Annotated in this window: 17 protein-coding genes; 5 read left to right on the top strand and 12 right to left on the bottom strand. The window is 60.2% G+C overall.

Annotated elements, in window-relative coordinates; genetic code table 11:
• Positions 1–163 precede the first annotated feature (163 nt).
• Positions 164–1,075 carry a GntR family transcriptional regulator gene (locus NMG46_RS23230; protein WP_254819858.1) on the top strand — a complete coding sequence of 304 codons (912 nt, stop codon included), beginning with the start codon at positions 164–166 and terminating at the stop codon, positions 1,073–1,075.
• Positions 1,076–1,129: 54 nt separating this feature from the next.
• On the opposite strand, the gene NMG46_RS23225 is transcribed toward NMG46_RS23230, so the two are convergent.
• Entirely contained in the window at positions 1,130–1,723 is a 594-nt protein-coding gene (locus NMG46_RS23225) for a DJ-1/PfpI family protein (protein WP_254819857.1), read from the bottom strand.
• A 153-nt stretch (positions 1,724–1,876) separates the two neighbouring features.
• On the bottom strand, positions 1,877–2,578 hold the full coding sequence (locus NMG46_RS23220; protein WP_254819856.1) for a GntR family transcriptional regulator: 702 nt from the start codon (positions 2,576–2,578) through the stop codon (positions 1,877–1,879).
• 182 nt (positions 2,579–2,760) lie between these two features.
• Here NMG46_RS23220 and NMG46_RS23215 point away from each other — a divergent pair, with 182 nt between their 5' ends.
• From NMG46_RS23215 to NMG46_RS23205, 3 genes are read left to right on the top strand one after another with little or no spacing between them, the layout of a single operon-like run.
• On the top strand, positions 2,761–3,987 hold the full coding sequence (locus NMG46_RS23215; protein WP_254819855.1) for an iron-containing alcohol dehydrogenase: 1,227 nt from the start codon (positions 2,761–2,763) through the stop codon (positions 3,985–3,987).
• Between the two features lie 18 nt (positions 3,988–4,005).
• On the top strand, positions 4,006–5,493 hold the full coding sequence (locus tag NMG46_RS23210) for an NAD-dependent succinate-semialdehyde dehydrogenase (RefSeq protein WP_254819854.1): 1,488 nt from the start codon (positions 4,006–4,008) through the stop codon (positions 5,491–5,493).
• An 8-nt stretch (positions 5,494–5,501) separates the two neighbouring features.
• The gene (locus NMG46_RS23205) at positions 5,502–6,323 is read left to right on the top strand and encodes an alpha/beta hydrolase (RefSeq protein WP_254819853.1); all 822 of its coding nucleotides are present in this window, start codon (positions 5,502–5,504) and stop codon (positions 6,321–6,323) included.
• A 124-nt stretch (positions 6,324–6,447) separates the two neighbouring features.
• On the opposite strand, the gene NMG46_RS23200 is transcribed toward NMG46_RS23205, so the two are convergent.
• The 5 genes from NMG46_RS23200 to NMG46_RS23180 form a co-directional block, all read right to left on the bottom strand.
• Positions 6,448–7,527, bottom strand: a complete 1,080-nt coding sequence (locus NMG46_RS23200; protein ID WP_254819852.1) for an ABC transporter ATP-binding protein — start codon at positions 7,525–7,527, stop codon at positions 6,448–6,450.
• Between the two features lie 10 nt (positions 7,528–7,537).
• Complete coding sequence (locus NMG46_RS23195; protein ID WP_254819851.1) at positions 7,538–8,383, bottom strand: carbohydrate ABC transporter permease; 846 nt, start codon at positions 8,381–8,383, stop codon at positions 7,538–7,540.
• Positions 8,376–9,308, bottom strand: coding sequence for a carbohydrate ABC transporter permease (locus NMG46_RS23190; RefSeq protein ID WP_254819850.1), 933 nt, complete (start codon positions 9,306–9,308; stop codon positions 8,376–8,378). The genes NMG46_RS23195 and NMG46_RS23190 overlap by 8 nt, the downstream gene beginning before the upstream one ends.
• A gap of 60 nt (positions 9,309–9,368) precedes the next feature.
• Positions 9,369–10,607 (bottom strand): sugar ABC transporter substrate-binding protein, encoded by a 1,239-nt coding sequence (locus tag NMG46_RS23185; RefSeq protein ID WP_254819849.1) that lies wholly within the window; start codon positions 10,605–10,607, stop codon positions 9,369–9,371.
• A gap of 116 nt (positions 10,608–10,723) precedes the next feature.
• Positions 10,724–11,359: a GntR family transcriptional regulator gene (locus NMG46_RS23180; protein ID WP_302896891.1), complete on the bottom strand. Its 636-nt coding sequence runs from the start codon at positions 11,357–11,359 to the stop codon at positions 10,724–10,726.
• A gap of 135 nt (positions 11,360–11,494) precedes the next feature.
• Between NMG46_RS23180 and NMG46_RS23175 the strand changes: the two genes are divergently transcribed.
• Positions 11,495–12,634, top strand: a complete 1,140-nt coding sequence (locus NMG46_RS23175; RefSeq protein ID WP_254819847.1) for a mandelate racemase/muconate lactonizing enzyme family protein — start codon at positions 11,495–11,497, stop codon at positions 12,632–12,634.
• Positions 12,635–12,806: 172 nt separating this feature from the next.
• On the opposite strand, the gene NMG46_RS23170 is transcribed toward NMG46_RS23175, so the two are convergent.
• From NMG46_RS23170 to NMG46_RS23150, 5 genes are read right to left on the bottom strand one after another with little or no spacing between them, the layout of a single operon-like run.
• The gene (locus NMG46_RS23170; protein ID WP_254819846.1) at positions 12,807–13,556 is read right to left on the bottom strand and encodes a ribonuclease activity regulator RraA; all 750 of its coding nucleotides are present in this window, start codon (positions 13,554–13,556) and stop codon (positions 12,807–12,809) included.
• 22 nt (positions 13,557–13,578) lie between these two features.
• The gene (locus NMG46_RS23165; RefSeq protein ID WP_254819845.1) at positions 13,579–14,742 is read right to left on the bottom strand and encodes a mandelate racemase/muconate lactonizing enzyme family protein; all 1,164 of its coding nucleotides are present in this window, start codon (positions 14,740–14,742) and stop codon (positions 13,579–13,581) included.
• A 32-nt stretch (positions 14,743–14,774) separates the two neighbouring features.
• The gene (locus tag NMG46_RS23160; RefSeq protein ID WP_254819844.1) at positions 14,775–15,872 is read right to left on the bottom strand and encodes an ABC transporter ATP-binding protein; all 1,098 of its coding nucleotides are present in this window, start codon (positions 15,870–15,872) and stop codon (positions 14,775–14,777) included.
• Between the two features lie 10 nt (positions 15,873–15,882).
• The gene (locus NMG46_RS23155; RefSeq protein ID WP_254819843.1) at positions 15,883–16,773 is read right to left on the bottom strand and encodes a carbohydrate ABC transporter permease; all 891 of its coding nucleotides are present in this window, start codon (positions 16,771–16,773) and stop codon (positions 15,883–15,885) included.
• A complete protein-coding gene (locus NMG46_RS23150) occupies positions 16,770–17,729 on the bottom strand; it encodes a carbohydrate ABC transporter permease (RefSeq protein ID WP_254819842.1) in 960 nt (319 codons plus the stop codon). Before NMG46_RS23150 ends, NMG46_RS23155 begins: the two co-directional genes overlap by 4 nt.
• Positions 17,730–17,793 lie beyond the last annotated feature (64 nt).

Genomic DNA, 17,793 nt, shown 5'->3' with positions numbered 1-17,793 from the left:
CCTCCCCGCCGCGGCCCGTACGAGCCGCGTCGTCAAAAACTCAATTTGTGTTCAGGTCCTCTTCTTATCGATAAAAAACAACCGGCCCGGCCCGGGTCAAGTTGTTTTTTATGGATAAAGTTCATGCTAAAAAGGACAAGGTATTGTTCCCAAGGAAAATCCGATGAGAACCGACACCGTCTACAAGAAGGCCTTCAATCGAGCTGCGAATATGTTGCGCGACGGGCAACTGGCCGGTGAACTTCCTTCCGAAAATGAGCTTAGACGGCGAATGTGCGTCAGCCGCACAACCGTCAGAAAGGTTTTGCGGGAACTGGTTCACCGCGAACTTATCACCGAACGCCACGGCCTCAGGTCGACGGGCCGCCCGGTCAGCGACAACGACTACTATCCGGACGCCGAAACCACGCCTCGCGCCAAGCATGTCGAACAGCAATTCATGGAGTGGATGCTGCGGGGTGACACCAGGCCCGGCACCAGCATCAATGAGCTCGAGCTTGCGCGCCAATTCGGCGTCGCGACCAACGGAATTCGCGAATTCCTGATCCGCTTCAGCCGGTTTGGGCTGATCGAGAAAAGGCCGAATACAGGCTGGCTTTTCAAGGGTTTCACCGAAGACTTTGCACTTGAGCTCTTCGAGATCCGGGTGATGTTCGAACTGCGTTCGGCACACCTGTTTTCACTGCAGCCGGACCGTTCCCCGCTATGGTCGAAACTCGCCGCGCTCAAGACGGCGCATGCCGACCTGCTGGAGCGGATTGAAAGCCGTTTTCACGACTTCTCCGGCCTGGACAACCGGTTTCACCGGCTCATAAACGAGGCATCTCCGAACCGCTTCATCGACGATCTCTACGACATCATCACCTTCATTTTTCACTACCACTATCAATGGAACAAGCAGGACGAAAAGCAGCGCAACCTTGCCGCGATCCACGAACACATCGCCTATATCGATGCGCTTGAGAGCCGCAACTCTACTCGGGTTGAAGTGGCCTGCCGAGCGCATCTGGCTTCAGCAAGGAAAACACTGATGCGTTCGCTTACCCGATTTGATGAAACGAGCATCAATGCATAGCGATAGACTTTTGGAACCGACGCACCCCCTTTGAGATGCTGTCGGAGCAAAGGTCTACGCGTGGCGGATTTCGGTTCCCAGCACCTTCAGGCATTCGCGGATGAACGCAGCAAGCGCCGTCCAACCTTTTGCCGAAACCATCGTCCCATCCACATATGCCTCCGTTGGAGACAGGTCGATATAGGTGCCGCCCGCAAGCGTCACCTCCGGCTCGCATGCCGCCAGTGCACCGACCTTCTTGCCACGCACGACGCCATCTACCGCGATCAGGATCTGCACGCCGTGGCAGATCGTGAAAATCGGCTTCTTGCTTTCGTGGAAGTGACGCACCATCGCTTGGACGCGCTTGTCCGTGCGGATGTATTCGGGCCCACGACCGCCAGCGCAGTAAACAGCGTGGTATTGCTCCAGCTGCTTCTCGGCGTCGGAGAAGGTCTTGTTGATCAGTGCATAGTGACCGAGCTTTTCGGTGTAGGTCTGATCGCCCTCGAAATCGTGCAGCGATGTTTTGATCAGGTCTCCGGCGCTTTTGTCTGGGCACACGACGTGAACGGTGTGGCCCACCGCTTCCATAGCCTGCTGGTAGACGAAGATTTCGTATTCCTCGGTGAATTCACCGGTCAGCATCAGGATCTTTTTGCCTGGCATGGTACTTCCTTTCCTGTGAGAACGGGGCCGGGCGAGACCTGTACTCGCCCGGTAAGCTTGAGTTTCTAGAAGGCTGAATCGGGGAAGTAGTCTTCGTTGGCACTGGCCTGCGTGATGATCGTCGATGGCGGGTACGGGGACATCGGGACAGTCTCAGTCGAACGCCAACAACAAACGGTCGCGGGAATGCTCGATATGGCGACGCATCGCCTGCTCGGCAGCGGCAGGATCGGCCGCAGCGAAAGCGGCCAGAATGGCCTCATGCTCGTCAAGCGCCTCCTCGGTGACGCGCGAATGGAACATCAGGCGAAATATGTGGAAGTGGGTATGCTGGTGAGCCAGTGTCTCGCGCACGAGTTCGTTGTTGGCGAATTCCATGACCTTGTCATGGAAAATGGCATCCTGGCGGGCGAAGTTGGAATACCGCAGGCGCTCGTCCTTGCCCTCATGGCGCGCCATGACGCCGGCCGATTTCTGAAGTTGTGCGAGCTTTACCTCATCCATGAGCACCGCCGCCTTGGCTGCACCATGAGGCTCTAGCAGCAGGCGAAGCTCGTAGAGTTCGTCGAACCGTCGTTTCGTGATCTGCGGCGCAGCGCGGTAACCGATCAGATGCGTCTTCAGCACCAGGCCTTCGCCCTCGAGCCGGCCGAGCGCCTCGCGGATCGGCGTATGGGAGACGTTGAATTCCTTGACCAGGCTGTCGACCGTGACGCGCGAACCCGGCGCAATCTTCAGCGACATGAGTTGCGCAAAAATCGCTTCGTAGACGTCCTCAACCAGGCTGCTGGAGCGCTGGATACGCCCGCCGCCGAGGTTCGTATCGTGCGCATTGAGTAAGTTAATGGCCTGCATGTTTTGCCTCTTGACACATTGAGTTGCTAACACGATGCTCCGGCCAATCCAATCCTATATCCTATACGATTTTATAGAGGATATCATTTGCCGCCGTTACGAGACGAAACAATGGCGCTAGCGGTGGCCCTGCGGGAGCAGCGTGCCGCGCCCGCAGCCTTTCCGGACATAGGATGCAGGTCATGAGCCTTTTCGCTGCCATAAGGCTGCCGCGCGAAATCCTCTTCGGGAAGGGCCAACGCCACGTCATTCCGGTTGTCGCGGCCAGGCTCGGGCGTCGCGCGCTCGTCTGCACCGATGAACGTTTTGCCGCAACGGGCCCGTTCGCAGAGATTGTCGCGGCGCTGCGAGCCGCCGCGATAGATGTGCTGGTGCATGACCGAGTACTACCTGACGTTCCCCGAGACACCGTTGCCGTCTGCGTCGAGGAGGCGCGGAAGTTCGCTCCCGACATGGTGATCGGCATGGGCGGCGGCAGTTGTCTCGACATGGCCAAATGCGCCGCGTTGCTCATCAGCCACGGCGGTCAGCTCCAGGATTACTACGGCGAGTTCAAGGTGCCCGGTCCAACGCTGCCGTTGATCGCGGTGCCGACGACAGCGGGAACCGGCTCTGAAGTGACCCCGGTTGCCGTGATCTCGGATCCGGATCGCACACTGAAGGTCGGCATCTCCAGCCCTTATCTGATCGCGGCCGCAGCCATATGCGACCCTGAACTGACGATGACATGCCCGCCGGGATTGACGGCGATCGCAGGCGCCGATGCGCTGACGCATGCAATCGAGGCCTTCACCGCCGCCAGGCGCGGAACCGATCCCGGCCTTCCGCAGAAACATGTCTTTATCGGCAAAACCGCCTTGACCGATCATTTCGCCCTGCTGGCGATCAAGCTGCTTGGCAGAAGCCTTGAAACGGCATACCGCCGGCCCTCTGACGAGGACGCCCGGGCCGACGTGATGATGGGCGCACTTGCAGCCGGCTGCGCGTTCGGAACGGCCGGCACGGCGGCAGCGCACGCCGTACAATATCCGGTCGGCGCGATAACCCACACCGCTCACGGATTGGGTGTCGCCACCATGTTGCCGTATGTCATGAAGTACAACAGAACAGCCGCAGCGACCGAGATGGCCGAGATCGCCGGCGCGCTCTGCCTCGATGGAAAAGGCCGGACGCCAGACGAGTTGGCCGATGCGACCATTGGCGAGGTCAGTCGCCTGTTTGGGGCAATCGGGATCACCCCCTCGTTGGCCGAGCTAGGGCTGCCCGCCGACAAGCTCGATTGGACGGCGGAACAAGCGATCGGTATCGAGCGCCTCATCAAGAACAATCCGCGGCCATTCGATTTGAGGTCCATGCGACGCCTGGTCCAGGCCGCCTTTGATGGCGACCTCGCCAGCTCAGCGGTGTAAACAATCGGGAATATCGAGATGAACACGTTTTCACAGGTTCTGTCGTATGATCAGGGCGTCAGCGACTTCCACACAATTTCGCACGGGCTCCATATTGACGGCCAATGGCGGCAGTCCGCTGATGGCAAGGTAATTCCGGTCATCGATCCCTCGACGGAAGCCATCATCGCTGCCGTACCCGATGCGACCTTGGAGGACGCGGCCGCCGCCGTGGCCGCCGCTGCCAAGGCAGCCCATGGCTGGCGGACAACGTCGCCGCGAAAGCGCTCCGAGATCCTCCGACGCTGCTTTGAACTGATGACGGAACGATCGGAAGCGCTGGCTACTCTCATCGCATTGGAAAATGGAAAGGCCCTGCGGGATGCCCGAGGCGAGATCGCTTACGCCGCGGAGTTTTTCCGTTGGAATGCCGAGGAGGCGGTTCGCATTACCGGTGAATTCGGTACTGCGCCTTCCGGCACCAACCGCATCGTGGTCGACTACGAACCGATCGGCATCTGCGTCCTGATCACGCCCTGGAATTTTCCTGCCGCGATGGCGACGCGCAAGATCGCGCCGGCACTTGCCGCTGGATGCACGGTGATCCTGAAGCCGGCCAGTGAGACCCCGCTTACCGCCTACGCGCTGGCTGCGCTCTACCAGGACGCAGGCGTTCCTCCGGGGGTGGTCAACGTCCTGACAACTTCCAGTCCCGGGCCTTTGACAGCCGCCATGCTGGCCGATCCGCGAGTGCGCAAACTCTCCTTCACCGGCTCGACGGGTGTGGGTCGCGCTCTGCTGGCAGAAGCTGCCAGGCATGTGGTTTCGTGTTCGATGGAGCTCGGAGGCAATGCCCCTTTTATCGTGTTCGACGACGCCGATCTCGAAGCGGCGCTCGATGGCGCAATGGTGGCCAAGATGCGCAACGCCGGCGAGGCCTGCACGGCCGCGAACCGCCTCTACGTGCAATCCGGCATCTACGAAGCCTTCTCGGATGGTCTCGAGAAGCGGATGTCGTCGCTCAAAGTCGGCCCCGGCACTGATCCGGACACGGAATGCGGGCCAATGATCACGAAACAGTCGGTCGAGAAGATAGACCGCCTTGTCACCGACGCGGTCGCACGCGGCGCGCGGGTCATGTGCGGCGGCTCAGTCCTGGCCGGACGTGGCTTCTTCTACCCTCCTACAGTGCTTCGCGACGTGCCAGCCGAGGCAAAGATGGCGCATGAGGAAATATTCGGGCCGGTGGCGCCAATCTCCAGCTTCGAAACCGAGGCCGAGGTCATCGCGCGCGCCAATGACACTGAATATGGGCTTGCTGCCTACATCTACACGCGCGATCTGGCGCGCGGCATGCGGGTGGCCTCCCGGATCGAGGCCGGGATGATCGCTGTGAACCGCGGGCTGATGTCCGATCCGGCAGCCCCCTTCGGCGGCGTCAAGCAGAGCGGGCTCGGCCGCGAGGGAGGGCAGCATCACGGCATTGCGGAATTCATGGCGGCGAAATACCTCGCCATCAGCATGTGAGCAGAAGAATGCAAGGCGATCCCTTTCGCATCCGTGACCACGTCGCGGATTTTGACGAAATCGTGCAGGACTTCATTGATCGCAGCGAGGCCGCCCGCGCCACCATTGCGATGACCGCTGACGTGGCCTACGGACCGGATCCGACCGAAACCATGGACCTGTTCTTTCCCGCGTGCAAAAGAACGGCCCTGCCAGTGCACATCTTTGTCCACGGCGGCTACTGGAGAATGTTCTCCAAGCGCGATTATTCATACATGGCGACGACGATTACCCAGGCCGGGGCTATTGCCGTCATCCTTGATTACGCTCTGATGCCCAAGGTCAGAATGGCGACGATCGTCGACCAGGTGCGCCGCGCCAAGCAGTGGGTCCTGGCCAACATCGCCGATCATGGTGGAAACCCGATGGCCCTGACTGTCAGTGGTCATTCGGCAGGAGCACATCTTGCAACGTTTCTGTTCGAGGGAGAGCATACCCCCTCGAATGTGAGGGCAGCCCTTCTGTTGAGCGGGCTCTATGATTTGAAGCCGCTCCAGGATTCCTTTCTCGCCAACGAGATTGGAATCACCGACGAGGAAGTCGCCATGTTCACACCTCTCGCTTATCGGCATGATCCTCAAACCAAGACGGCGGTTCTGGTCGGAGCCAACGAGACGCCACCCTTCCATCAGCAAGCCGATCGATTCAAAGCAAGCTTGCTGCGGCAGGGATCGTTGGTAACGTCGCATGTGCTCTCGAACCGCAACCACATGGACAGTGTCAGAGATCTTGGCGTGCCGGGGACTGAGGCTGCCGATTGCCTGGCAAAACTGATCGCCACGGCCTGCTGACTACCCTGCCGAGATGCCGGTCAATGCAGGTTGACGGCAAGCGGTCCGCACTCGCTCCAGATGAGTTTCGGGGCGAGATCGCGGAACCCTGCGCCACTGCGTCCAGCCGCTTGATATCCACGCCCTAAATGTCGATGCGCCGTCCGCTATCCGGATCGAACAGGTTGACGCTCGCTGGATCCACGGCAAGACATATTGGCTCTTTGCGCCGGCCGGCAAACCTCGGCGGCAGGCGCGCGATGATCGCGTGCTCGCCGACCTGCACAGTCACCATGGTTTCAGGCCCGGTGGGCTCTACCACATCGATCTCCCCCATGATCGAAGCTCGATTGCGCGGAACGGTCCTCAGCTCTTCAGGCCGTATGCCCAGCACCACCGGTCGCTCAGAGTCCACCGGCCGGTTCCGCGTCGGCAAGACGATCGATACTCCGCTCGCTTGAAACTGGACACCTTCCGAATCCGGGACCAGTCGTCCGGCAAGGAAGTTCATTGCCGGAGATCCGATGAAACTTGCCACGAACATATTGGCGGGCCGTTCATAGATGGTGCGCGGGTCGTCCAATTGCTGGATGTAGCCGCCTTTCATGACGGCCACCTTGGTGCCCAGCGTCATCGCCTCGATCTGATCATGCGTGACATAGACGATGCTCGTGCCGAGACGCTCGTGCAGGCGCTTAATCTCCGTGCGCATTTCCACGCGAAGCTTGGCATCGAGATTGGACAACGGCTCGTCGAAGAGGAACAGCTCCGGGTCACGCACGATCGCGCGGCCCATGGCAACGCGTTGTCGCTGTCCGCCCGAAAGGTTGGCGGGGCGTCGGTCGAGCAGATGCGAGATTTGCAACATTCGCGCGGCATCTTCCACGGCGCGCTTGCGCTGGTCGGCGCCCACGCCACGCATTTCCAATCCGAAGCCGATATTCCTCGCGACCGACATGGTTGGATAAAGGGCGTAGGATTGGAACACCATCGCGATATTGCGGTCCTTGGGTGCAAGGTCGAGGACCGAGCGTCCCCCGATCAGGATGTCACCGCCGGAGGTGTCGTCGAGGCCGGCAATGATGTTGAGCAAGGTCGACTTGCCGCATCCGGATGGCCCGAGCAGAACCAGAAAGCCTCCGTCCTCGAGCTCGATGTCGACTCCGTGAAGAACCTGTACGGAGCCATAAGACTTGCGCACGTCCCTGATGGAAAGTGTCGCCATGCGACTACTCCTAGCCTTTGATGGCGCCTGCGGTCAGCCCCTGGACCATGGTTCGTTGGACGATCGCGAAGAGCACGATGACCGGGATGATGCTGAGAATGCCGCCTGCCGCCAGAACGCCCCAGGGAAGCTGGAACTCTCCGACCATTAGTTGCAGGCCCACGGGCCAGGTGCGGGACCCCTGCCCGGTCGTGAGCATCAGGGCGAACAGGAACTCGTTCCAGGCCGCGATGGCAATGAACACCGAACTTGCGACCAGGCCGTTCCGCGCAAGGGGCATGACGATACGGACCATGGCGCCAAGCCTTGTCGAGCCGTCGATGCGTGCTGCGCTCTCGAGTTCCTTAGGTGCGGAATCGAAGAACCCCTTGAGCATCCATACGAACAGCGGCAGCAGGAAGCTCGTATAGGCAAGCGCCAGGCCGAAACGGCTGTCCACGAGCCCCACACCGCGCATAACGACGTAAAGGGGAATGATCATCATGACTGCCGGGAACATGCGAACGACAAGATAGCCGAGCATGAGCTGATCCCGGCCTCGAAACGCGAAGCGAGAAAATGCATAGGCGGCAAGCGTGCCCGTGACGACGCAGACCGTCACCGTCAGGAAGGTAACGACGAGGCTGTTGCCTATAAGCCGCGGGAAACCTGACTGCGTCCAGATGGCGACATAATTATCGAAGGTAACGCGGCTCGGGAGGTACTGCATCGTCTGGGTGACAATGTCGGCCTCATATTTGAGGGATGTCAGGAACATCCAGATCATCGGACCGATGCAGAACACCGTCAGGCTTGCGAGCACGATATAGGTGGCGATATTCGCGATCATCCGCCGCTGACGCTTACTTTCAATCATCGCCCTGTCCTTTGGTAATCCTGGAGATGCGGATATACCCGGCCGCGAAGATCATCAGGGTCACGAACATCACCACCGACAGGGCGGATGCGTAGCCGAAATTGAATTCCTTGTAGGCGGTCTGAAAGGCATACAACGACAGCACCTGCGTGGCATCTCCCGGTCCGCCGCCAGTGAGAATGAGGAGCAGATCGGGCGAATTGACCAGACCGATGACGCGCAGGATCACCGCCGCCGCGATGACGGTCTTGAGCATGGGCAAAGTGATCAACCTGAGCTGCGCCGCCAGGCCCGCGCCGTCGACCGCCGCTGCCTTATAGAGATCCTCGGGAATACCTTTCAGGCCCGCGAGCAGCAGCAGCGCGAAGAATGGAAACCCATGCCAGGCCTCGACGAGAATGGTCGCCGCAAGGGCAGTGTTGGGATCAGCAAACCACGCCTTGTAGGACTGCAGGACGCCTATCCGGACAAGAAGATCGTTGATCACTCCGAGCCGCGGATCGAGCAGCAAGGCCCACATATGGCCCGCCACGACGTTGGGCAGGAAATAGGGAAGCAGGATGAGCACGGCGAAGATTTTCGTGCCTGGCAAATCCCTATTGAGAGCTGTCGCGGCGAGAAGACCAAGCGACAATTCCAGCGCGACCGCGGCAGCAACCCACACGACTGTGTTCTTCAATGCGATCCAGAAGACCGGGTCTGACCACATCGCCACATAATGTTTGAAGCCCACCCAGCCATCCAACCCGGGACGCGTCAGACGCATCTCGCGAAAGCTGATTGCCATGCCGTAAAGCGTCGGATAGGCGATCACGAGAAGGATAAGGGCGAGGCTGGGAAGGAGCAGCAGATACATCCAGTATCGGGTCTCGGACAGTTCGCCGAGAGCCCGCAAAGGCAGATATCTGCTCGAGGCTGTTGTCATGAATCTGCGATGCGAAAGCACCGTCCCGTTGCGCTCTGAACACGGCTGCAGGTGTGGGGATCAGCGGAGCGCCGCCTCCAGGCCCTGGATCATGCGGTCCACCGCCTGTTCCGGCGTCGACTGACCCGTCAGCACCGACTGGAAAGCGGGATTGACGACATTTTCGGACCAGCCCGCGGCGCCGACGAAATTGTTCGGCAGGCGTCCGAACTTGAGCGTTTCCGTCGCCGCACTATAGATCGGATTGCCGGTGATCCGCTGATCCTGCAGCGCGGCGGCGGAAGCCGGAAAATAGCCGGTCCCCTCGAGCAGGGCCAAGGCAGCGTCTGTTTGGCCCCAGAAACTCACCCACCGCCAGGCAGCCTCGATATTGTCTTCCTTCATGACGCCGTTGCCGGCGTACGCGACGCGAGCGACATGCGCCTTCGGACCGGCCGGCATAGGCGCGGTCGAGAATTGTTCGCCCTGCTTCATCGCACTCGAGATTTCGTTCAGCGAACCGGTATGATGCCACACCATCGCAGTCTGCCCGGTGCGGAAGGCCTCCATGATCTGACGGTAGCTGTCGTGGGGCGCGCTCGGCGGCACGACCTTTTCCTTCAGGAATAGATCGGAATAGAACGTTATCGCCTCGATCGCCGCGGCCCTGTCGATGGCCGGCTGCCCGTCCTTGACGATCGGCGAGCCGAACGCCTCCATGACATCGATAACATATTTGAACCCGCCAGCGCCGGCGCGCATGCCAAACGCATACCTGCCCTTCGAAGGATTGGTCAGCTTGCGAGATGCCTGCAGGAATTCGTCGAAATTTCGCGGTGGCCCTGCCAGCCCAGCTTCCTCGAAATAGTCTGCGCGGTAGTACATCCAGTCAACGAAGGCGAAGGCGGGAACCGCATAGATGGCGCCATTGCTGGAAAGCCCGGTCCAGCGGTTGTCGGGAAAGTTCGCCTTGCCCGCCCACCCATTCACGCGCTCGGTAAGGTCGATCAATCCCTCCATCGCGGTAAGATCGGCGAAGCGCTCGGCGATCACCATGGCGGTATCGGGGCGCCCGCCGGCCAGCACGGCCGATGAAACCTTGGCCATATATTCCGAGTTCGGGATGTTCTCCTGGGTTACCGCCACATCTGCATTCGCCGCCTGAAACAACTCGATGATCTTGAGCAAGCTGGCCATTTCCGACTGACTGGTGAAGTGGTGCCAGTAACTGATGGCACTCGCGGCACGGGCACCACCAATGTGCCCTGCCATCGCGAGAGCCGCCGAACCCACGAGAAACTGCCTCTTGTTCAACTGCATGCGACCTCCTCCAAGATATCAGATCAGCAGACTGATCGATCAGTTGGAGTGTTGGGTAACATCATTTCCCAAGCCGTGCAACCGCGCGGGAGAGGCAAATGGCAAACGAGGACGTGTCAGACCAGACCAAGGTTCCGCTGCATGGCCGCCTGGAAATGGGACTGCAGCTTTGCTTCTGCAGCGTCGGCATTTCTGGTGCTGCAAGCCTCAAGGATGTCGAGGTGCTCCTTGAGCGTCCGGATCATGATCGGCGAGGTGAGTTTGCTGTCCAACCGCAAAAGGCGCAGATAGTTGTGCATGCGCCGATAGGTGCTGTCGATCAAGGGATTGCGCAGCGCGCCGATGATTGCGCCATGCAGCTCTCCCTCAAGCGCATCCATCTCCTCCAGTTGCTCCTTTCCCACACCCTCCCGTTCGATGCGCCGGACCAGCCGGGAGTGCCGCATTTCCAAGGCATTCATGATGGCTTCATCGCCCTGCTCGGCAAAGACGCGAATTGCCGAGCGCTCGATGATGGCGCGGAATTGGTAGGTGGCGCGCGTGAGCTCCATTCCAGGTTTTATGAACTGGATTCCGGAGCGTGGATGGATGGTGAGAATTCCTTCCGCTTCAAGCTTGCGCAGAGCGTCACGAAGCGGGGCGACGGGCACGTCAACGATCGCGGACAGTTCGCTCTGCGAAACGAATGCCCCGACCGGAACGCGCCTGTCGAACAAGCGTTCCAGAATTCGTTCATAGGCAACATCGCTCATACGGGTGGCCGCCACCAGGGTATGAGAGATGGCTTTTGCTTTGCCCGCCACTTGCGGCACCTCCGTTGATTCGGTACTGAGACATCTAGACTGATAGATCAGTTTCCCGCACTAAACGATCAGAAAGCCCGTGTGATGAGCCTTTCGCATTTTCGTATAACTCGATTTCAGTTCGCCCGCGACCGGGTAATCGGGGACAGTCAGGTTCGAGCCGACGATGTAAACGTCGCCGCGCTGGAACTCGTTTCGAAAAGTGGTGAGGTGGGACTGGGCTTCATCCAGACGCTCTTCAATCCCCTGCCCGACCAGATCGAGATTGAGACCGTTTTCGAAAACGAGGTTTGGCCGGCCCTGAAAGGACACAAGGCGACCGCCCTGGTTCATCGCGTGAACCGCCCGCGCGGCGGCAATCAGCGGCCGTACTCCCTGCCTTTTCATGAAGCGGTTCAGGTGGCGCTTTGGGACCTTGCGGCAAAGGAAGCTGGCCTGCCCCTTCACGTGCTGCTCGGCAGTCGTCGCAACCGTGTGAAAGCCTACGCCAGTGGCCTTGATTTTCACCTCGACGATGATGCTTTCGTTTCCTTGTTTTCCCACGCGGCATCGCTTGGCTATTCCGCTTTCAAGATCAAGGTCGGCCACCCGGATTTCGGTCGCGATCTGCGGCGCCTGGAGCTGTTGAAATCCTGTGTGCCGGCAGGCTCGGAAATCATGATCGACCCGAACGAGGCATGGTCTTCGAAGGAAGCCCTAATGAAATTGGTGGCGATCCGCGATGCCGGTCACGATCTTCTCTGGGTCGAGGATCCAATCCTGCGTCACGACCACGAAGGATTGAGAATGCTCAGGCAGGCAATAACATGGACTCAGATCAACAGCGGCGAGTATCTGGATCTTCAAGGCAAACGGCTTCTTCTGGAAGCCCACGCAGCCGACATCCTGAATGTCCACGGTCAGGTCACCGATGTTATGCGCATCGGTTGGCTGGCCGCCGAGCTCGGCATCCCGGTCAGCATCGGCAACACCTTTCTGGAGATCGGCGTGCACATGGCGGTCGCGCTTCCGGAAGTCGAATGGCTGGAATATTCGTTTCAGAACTTCGATCATCTGGTGGAGCAGCCCATCGAAATCCGGGACGGCTACGCCTATGCGCCCGATCGACCTGGCCATGGATTGGTACTGTCCGAAAAAGCGCGCAGCGAATGGATGAGACCAAAGCGCCTGATACGCTCGGAGCTGGGTACCGCGCCAGAAAATGCACGCCTCCCTACCAAGTGAGTGGCCGGGCCAGCTTGGGAGTTGGCGATGCATGGCGCAATTCACGGCCTGCACTGTCTTTTTTGGGAAGGCGTCTTCCAAGCGGCACTTCGCCGCCCACGTACCTCCTCTGCGGGAGCACCGTGGCGAAGCCGCCAGAAGCTCTGCCGCCCGCCACGAGGTAGTCTACTAGCTAACTCGGGTTCTCGGGGCGGTTTGCTTTGCGCCACTCCTCGTACTCCCCGCGGGCATCGTCATGCAGCGGATAGTAGCGTTGCAACGGGCCGCCCTCCATGAGCTTCGCTCGCGAAAACTCCTCCCAATCGTGATGCTTCTGTGATTCTTCGATCACCTTCGGGGCCATCACGACGGGAAGCACCACCACGCCGTCGTCGTCGGCGACGATGATGTCGCCGGGGATCACCGTGACACCGCCGCAGGCAATCGGGACGTTGACGGCATTGGGATAGATGCTGGTCTGCACATGATAGTTTGGCGTCCAGCCGCGCAGCCATAGGGGCAAATCGAGCTTTTCGACATTGGGCCGGTCGCGCATGCACCCGTCGATGACGATACCCGCCCCGCCCCTGCCCTTGAAATACGTCGACATCATATCGCCGAAGACGCCCGAGCTCATGTCGCCGCGCGCGTCGACCACGACGACATCGCCCTCCTGCGCGTGATAGAGCACGTGCCGGTGCAGTTGCGTCTCCGGATCGGCATATTCTGCCTCGGTGAAGAGGTCCGGTCGCTGCGGCAGAAACTGCAGCGTCAGCGCCGGCCCGACGATCGACTTCCCGTGGTTTTGCGCCACTGGACCGACCATGTGCGGATTGCGGAAGCCCATGTGGCCCAGCGTGCCGGCAACCGTCGCGGCGCCGATCTCCCTGAGTGCGTCGATCAGGTCTTTAGGCGGCCGCATGATGTCGGAAGTATGCGTCATTGTGGACTCCGATTGAATGTAACTACCAGTTCGTAACAGAACCGTCGCGGCGCCTAAGGTGAGGCGCTTCCCAGAAACGCAGACTTTGCGCCTGGACCGCAACTTCGTTGACCTCGACGCCGAGCCCCGGCAGATCGCCGACCGGGTAATCGGTCCCGTCGAGCCGTGGTTGCACGGGGAAGAAGTCGGAATTGTCGAAGCCCAGCTTTGTTTCGGGCGCCCTGGTCTCGAGCCACGCGAAGTTGGGTACCGCTGCAGCGAGATGCACGGTCGCGGCCGTGCACACTGGACCAAGCGGATTGTGCGGCATCAGGTCCACATAATGCGCCTCGCTCCAACCAGCGATTTTCATCGCCTCGGTGAGCCCGCCGACATTGCAGACATCGATCCGGTTGAACTGATGGATGCCGCGCTCGATGTAGGGCAGGAACTGCCACTTGCTGGCAAATTCCTCGCCGATGGCAAAGGGGATGTCGGTCATTGTCCGCAGTGATTCATAGGCCTCCGGCGTTTCGGCCCGTATCGGCTCCTCAAGGAAATCAAGCACGCCGCGGCCGAGCTTGTTGCAGAAGCTCGCCGCCTCTGCCACCGACAGCCGATGATGATAGTCGAGGCCGAGGACCACGTCGTCGCCCAGCGCCTCGCGCGCCTTGTTCAGCATACTCGCGGTAGGGCCGATGGACTCGCGCGGCTCGAAGATGTCCTTGCTGTTTTGCCCGAAAGGGAAGAAGCGGATTGCCTGCCACCCCTGTGCGCGAAGTTCGCGCGCCCGTTCGATGGCAACATCGCCTTCGGCCTCGTCGCCGGTCGAGGCGAAGGTGGGGATGCGGTCGCGCTGTTTGCCGCCCAGCAGCTCATAGACCGGCACCCCCAGCGCCTTGCCCTTGATGTCGTGAAGGGCGATGTCGATGGCGGAAATCGCCGCCTGAAGGACTCGCCCACCTTCGAAGTACTGGCTGCGGTAAACCTCCTGCCAGATCCGTCCGATCTGCATCGGGTCGCAGCCGATGAGAAACTCGCGATAGTGCTCGACCGCGCCGGCCACGGCCCTCTCGCGACCACTCAAGCCGCTCTCGCCCCAGCCGAAGATGCCTTGGTCGGTCTCGATCTTGACGAGCATCTGATTGCGGGTTCCTACCCACACCGGATAGGGCTTGATCGCGGTGATCTTAAGCTTCTCAGTCATCCAGCCCACGTTCCACGCGCATTCGCCCTATCTCAGTTGGCCTTGAGGGCCATTTCAGTTTCGCCGTCGAACAGATGCATCCGCTCCTGGTCGAACTCGAGCCAGATCTGCTCGTCGGGCGCGACGGCAATGTTCGGCGGCACGCTGATGTTGACGATGGCGCCGGACAGGAACGCCTGAACGAAGGTGACGTCGCCGGTCGGCTCCACCGTATAGGCCTTGGCAGGGACGCTGCCTGGTACCGCACTCTTGTGGAGCTTGATCGTCGAGTGACGTGCGCCGAGCACGACTTTCCTGGTCGTCGCTTTCGCCACCTTCTGGGCATTGCGCGCTGAGAGCTCAAGGCGCCAGCCCTCGGCACCAGTCAACACCGTGTTGCCGTTTGCCATCGAGGCCTCCAGCGGAATAAGGCTCATCGCCGGGCTGCCGATGAAGCTGGCCACGAACATGTTCACCGGATGGGCAAAGACCTGCGCCGGTGAATCGTATTGCTGCAGGTAGCCGCCATTCATCACCGCCATCTTGTCAGCCATGGTCACGGCTTCGAGCTGGTCGTGCGTCACATAGATGATCGTCGCCTTGAGGTCCTGGTGGAAACGCTTGATCTCCGACCGCATCTGCACGCGCAGTTTGGCATCAAGGTTAGACAGTGGCTCGTCCATGAGGAACACGGCGGGGTCGCGAACGAGGGCACGGCCAAGGGCCACACGCTGCTGCTGTCCGCCCGAAAGTTCGCGCGGCTTGCGCTCGAGCAGATGCGTCATGTCGAGCACTCGCGCCGCTTCCTTGACCTTCTTGTCGATCTCGTCCCTGGGGAGTTTGCGCATTTGAAGCGGGAACGCCAGATTCTTGTAGACCGATTTCTGCGGGTAGAGCGCGTAGTTCTGGAATACCATTGCGATGTCCCGGTCCTTGGGGTCGAGGTCGTTGACCACCCGCTCGCCGATGATGATGTCGCCCGATGTAATCGGGGTCAGCCCGGCGACGAGATTGAGCGTGGTTGTCTTGCCGCAGCCTGAAGGGCCGACGAGCGCAACGAACTCGCCGTCATTGACCGTCAGTGAGACGTGGTTGACAGCTTTGAAGCTGCCATAGCTCTTGACGAGATCTTGGAGGACCACGTGGGCCATCGGCAACTCCCTAGTGCTTGACCGCGCCTTCTGTAAGGGCGCGTACAAAGTATCGTTGCAGGACCAGGAACAGCACCACGACGGGCACGCTCATCATGAAGCTCGCCGCCATCAGGCCCGGAAAGTCGGTCGTATTTTCCGAGAAGAAGCGTTGGATGCCGACCGGCAGCGTCAACTGCTCGTTTTTGGAGAGGAAGGTGTAGGCGTAGATGTACTCGTTCCACGCGCCGATGAAGGAATAGATTGCGGTGGCGATAATCCCCGGCGTCGAGAGCGGCATCACGATCATGACGAAGGCCTGGAACCGTGTGGCGCCATCAATGCGCGCCGCCTGCTCAAGCTGCACCGGGATGTTGTCGTAAAAGCCCTTGAGCAGCCAGATCGCCAATGGCAGGCCGAAGGTGAGATAGGTGAGGATCAGCGAGCCGTGCGTGTTTATCAGACCGATGGCGCGCATCAGGATGAAGAGCGGCACGAGAAAGATCACCGCCGGGAACATATTGCGCAGCAGCACGGCAAAGAACAGGAAATTCCGGCCGGGGAAACTGAAGCGCGAAAACGCGTAGGCCGCAGGGACAGCCACGATCACCGAAAGAATTGTGGTGACGGTCGACACGAAAAGGCTGTTCCAGAAGAAGCGGAGGAAGTCCTGGCCGACGCTGTTCTGCGGATCGAGCAGTTTCTGGTAACTGGCGAGGGTAGGTTCGTCCGGCCACCATTGCGGCGGGAATTGTGTCGCCGCGAATCCGGACTTGATCGAGGTGATCAGCATCCAGATCATCGGCAACGCGGTATAAAGCAGCATGAACACGAGGAATATGCGCCCGGCCCACCGCCATCCGTCGACGCGCATGCGGCGACGAGCCTGGGCTCGAGGGGCTGTCTGGGCAATCGTGCTCATGCGCTCCCCTCTTTCCGCTCGTTGCCGCTTAACGCACGGACGTAGAAGTAGCCCAGCGTCATCAGTGTGAGGAACAGGAGCACCGAATAGGCCGATGCCACGCCCCAGCGCTGCCGTCCGAAGGCGAGCTCATAAATATGGGTTATCCAGATATGCGATGCATTCGACGGCCCGCCGCCGGTCATGATCCAGGGGATGATGAAGGAATTGAAGTTGGCCACCGCGAGCAGCAGCATCGTCACCACCGAGACGTTGCGCAAGTGCGGGAAGGTGACGTGCCAAAAGCGCTGCCATGCATTGGCGCCGTCGACTTTTGCGGCGCGCAGCAACTGGTCGGGGACTGTCTGCAGGCCGGCCATCATCATGATCATGGCGAACGGAAACTCGCGCCAGATATTGACGACGATCAGGGAGGGCAGCACCGTGCTGACATTGTCGATGAAGTTCGGCGGCTGGTCGGCCAATCCGAGGCCAACCAGCACCGCGCCGATAATCCCGAAGTCCGAATGGTAGATCCACTTCCAGATGTAGGAGGCGGCGACGGCGCTGATGACCCAAGGGATGATCAGGACAGCGCGCAAGACACCACGGCCGATGAAGTCGCGGTGGAGCGCCAGCGCTGTGGCAAACCCCAGGACAAAGGAGATGAAAGTTGACCCCAGAGTCCAGATCAGTGTGTTCCAGGTGACTTTCCAGAACACCTGACTGGTGAGGATGGTCGTGTAGTTGTCGAGGCCGATGAAGGTCTTGTCGCGGAGCTGCAGGCCAGGCGGTGTCTTAAAGAACGACAGCTCGACCGTGTAGTAGATCGGATAGGCGATCACGATGAGCATCACGGCGATCGCTGGGAGCACGTACGCGTAGTCCGCGCGATGCTGCCAGATCCTGCGCAGCGCGCCGGACCTGCCGGGTTGCACTCTTCGGCGAGCCTCGGCCTTGCCGGTTACGATCGTCACTGTGGGGTGCCCTTATTCTTCGGAACGAACCGGCTGGACCATCGGCCCAGCCGGTCAGGCTTGG

Source organism: Mesorhizobium sp. LMG 17147, assembly GCF_024297145.1.
Classification (GTDB): domain Bacteria; phylum Pseudomonadota; class Alphaproteobacteria; order Rhizobiales; family Rhizobiaceae; genus Mesorhizobium.
The sequence above is the reverse complement of the archived record's forward strand: the minus strand, read 5'-3'. Positions and strand labels throughout refer to the sequence as shown.